Raw genomic sequence first — 3161 nt, forward strand, 5'->3', positions numbered from 1 at the left:
TTTGCTCTTTAAAAATCTGGATCAAGCTGAAAATTGAAACGACGCACTGTTTCCTTTCTCCGTAATAAGAAAGGAAAAACGGTGTGTTCGAGTCTCTCAAATTTTCACAACACGACCTGTTTTACGAAACAGCTTCGGGTTGTGAGGTTAAGCGACTAAGCGTACACGGTGGATGCCCTGGCAGTCAGAGGCGATGAAGGACGTGCTAATCTGCGATAAGCGTCGGTAAGGTGATATGAACCGTTATAACCGGCGATTTCCGAATGGGGAAACCCAGTGTGATTCGTCACACTATCGTTAAGTGAATACATAGCTTAACGAAGCGAACCGGGGGAACTGAAACATCTAAGTACCCCGAGGAAAAGAAATCAACCGAGATTCCCCCAGTAGCGGCGAGCGAACGGGGAACAGCCCAGAACCTGAATCAGTTTGTGTGTTAGTGGAAGCGTCTGGAAAGTCGCAGGGTACAGGGTGATACTCCCGTACACTAAAATGCACATTCTGTGAGTTCGAAGAGTAGGGCGGGACACGTGGTATCCTGTCTGAATATGGGGGGACCATCCTCCAAGGCTAAATACTCCTGACTGACCGATAGTGAACCAGTACCGTGAGGGAAAGGCGAAAAGAACCCCGGCGAGGGGAGTGAAACAGAACCTGAAACCGTGTACGTACAAGCAGTGGGAGCCTCTTTTATGGGGTGACTGCGTACCTTTTGTATAATGGGTCAGCGACTTATATTCTGTAGCAAGGTTAACCGTATAGGGGAGCCGCAGGGAAACCGAGTCTTAACTGGGCGTTAAGTTGCAGGGTATAGACCCGAAACCCGGTGATCTAGCCATGGGCAGGTTGAAGGTTGGGTAACACTAACTGGAGGACCGAACCGACTAATGTTGAAAAATTAGCGGATGACTTGTGGCTGGGGGTGAAAGGCCAATCAAACCGGGAGATAGCTGGTTCTCCCCGAAAGCTATTTAGGTAGCGCCTCGTGAATTCATCTTCGGGGGTAGAGCACTGTTTCGGCTAGGGGGTCATCCCGACTTACCAACCCGATGCAAACTACGAATACCGAAGAATGTTATCACGGGAGACACACGGCGGGTGCTAACGTCCGTCGTGAAGAGGGAAACAACCCAGACCGCCAGCTAAGGTCCCAAAGTCATGGTTAAGTGGGAAACGATGTGGGAAGGCACAGACAGCCAGGATGTTGGCTTAGAAGCAGCCATCATTTAAAGAAAGCGTAATAGCTCACTGGTCGAGTCGGCCTGCGCGGAAGATGTAACGGGGCTAAACCATGCACCGAAGCTGCGGCAGCGACACTCAGGTGTTGTTGGGTAGGGGAGCGTTCTGTAAGCCGTTGAAGGTGGCCTGTGAGGGTTGCTGGAGGTATCAGAAGTGCGAATGCTGACATAAGTAACGATAAAGCGGGTGAAAAGCCCGCTCGCCGGAAGACCAAGGGTTCCTGTCCAACGTTAATCGGGGCAGGGTGAGTCGACCCCTAAGGCGAGGCCGAAAGGCGTAGTCGATGGGAAACAGGTTAATATTCCTGTACTCGGTGTTACTGCGAAGGGGGGACGGAGAAGGCTATGTTAGCCGGGCGACGGTTGTCCCGGTTTAAGCATGTAGGCGGAGAGTTTAGGTAAATCCGGACTCTTATTCAACGCTGAGGTGTGATGACGAGGCACTACGGTGCTGAAGTAACAAATGCCCTGCTTCCAGGAAAAGCCTCTAAGCATCAGGTAACATCAAATCGTACCCCAAACCGACACAGGTGGTCAGGTAGAGAATACCAAGGCGCTTGAGAGAACTCGGGTGAAGGAACTAGGCAAAATGGTGCCGTAACTTCGGGAGAAGGCACGCTGATGGTAAGTGAAGTGACTTGCTCACGGAGCTGAAATCAGTCGAAGATACCAGCTGGCTGCAACTGTTTATTAAAAACACAGCACTGTGCAAACACGAAAGTGGACGTATACGGTGTGACGCCTGCCCGGTGCCGGAAGGTTAATTGATGGGGTTATCCGTAAGGAGAAGCTCTTGATCGAAGCCCCGGTAAACGGCGGCCGTAACTATAACGGTCCTAAGGTAGCGAAATTCCTTGTCGGGTAAGTTCCGACCTGCACGAATGGCGTAATGATGGCCAGGCTGTCTCCACCCGAGACTCAGTGAAATTGAACTCGCTGTGAAGATGCAGTGTACCCGCGGCAAGACGGAAAGACCCCGTGAACCTTTACTATAGCTTGACACTGAACATTGAGCCTTGATGTGTAGGATAGGTGGGAGGCTTTGAAGCGTGGACGCCAGTCTGCGTGGAGCCAACCTTGAAATACCACCCTTTAATGTTTGATGTTCTAACGTAGACCCGTAATCCGGGTTGCGGACAGTGTCTGGTGGGTAGTTTGACTGGGGCGGTCTCCTCCCAAAGAGTAACGGAGGAGCACGAAGGTTAGCTAATCCTGGTCGGACATCAGGAGGTTAGTGCAATGGCATAAGCTAGCTTGACTGCGAGCGTGACGGCGCGAGCAGGTGCGAAAGCAGGTCATAGTGATCCGGTGGTTCTGAATGGAAGGGCCATCGCTCAACGGATAAAAGGTACTCCGGGGATAACAGGCTGATACCGCCCAAGAGTTCATATCGACGGCGGTGTTTGGCACCTCGATGTCGGCTCATCACATCCTGGGGCTGAAGTAGGTCCCAAGGGTACGGCTGTTCGCCGTTTAAAGTGGTACGCGAGCTGGGTTTAGAACGTCGTGAGACAGTTCGGTCCCTATCTGCCGTGGGCGCTGGAGAATTGAGGGGGGCTGCTCCTAGTACGAGAGGACCGGAGTGGACGCATCACTGGTGTTCGGGTTGTCATGCCAATGGCATTGCCCGGTAGCTAAATGCGGAAAAGATAAGTGCTGAAAGCATCTAAGCACGAAACTTGCCCCGAGATGAGTTCTCCCTGACTCCTTGAGAGTCCTGAAGGAACGTTGAAGACTACGACGTTGATAGGTCGGGTGTGTAAGCGTAGCGATACGTTGAGCTAACCGATACTAATGAACCGTGAGGCTTAACCTTACAACGCCAAAGCTGTTTGGTGTGATGAATTTGAGAGATTTTCAGCTGATACAGATTAACTGACAGGCCTGATGGCGTGTTGGTAACAGAATTTGCCTGGCGGCAAT

At 51.6% G+C, this 3161-nt stretch carries 1 rRNA gene; it reads left to right on the forward strand.

The annotated features are described in order from the left end of the window. Window positions 1-145 precede the first annotated feature (145 nt). A 23S ribosomal RNA gene (locus RTE01_RS26065) occupies window positions 146-3054 on the forward strand. Window positions 3055-3161 lie beyond the last annotated feature (107 nt).

Origin of the sequence: Klebsiella terrigena (assembly GCF_006539725.1) — a bacterium.
In the GTDB taxonomy this organism is placed as follows: domain Bacteria; phylum Pseudomonadota; class Gammaproteobacteria; order Enterobacterales; family Enterobacteriaceae; genus Klebsiella; species Klebsiella terrigena.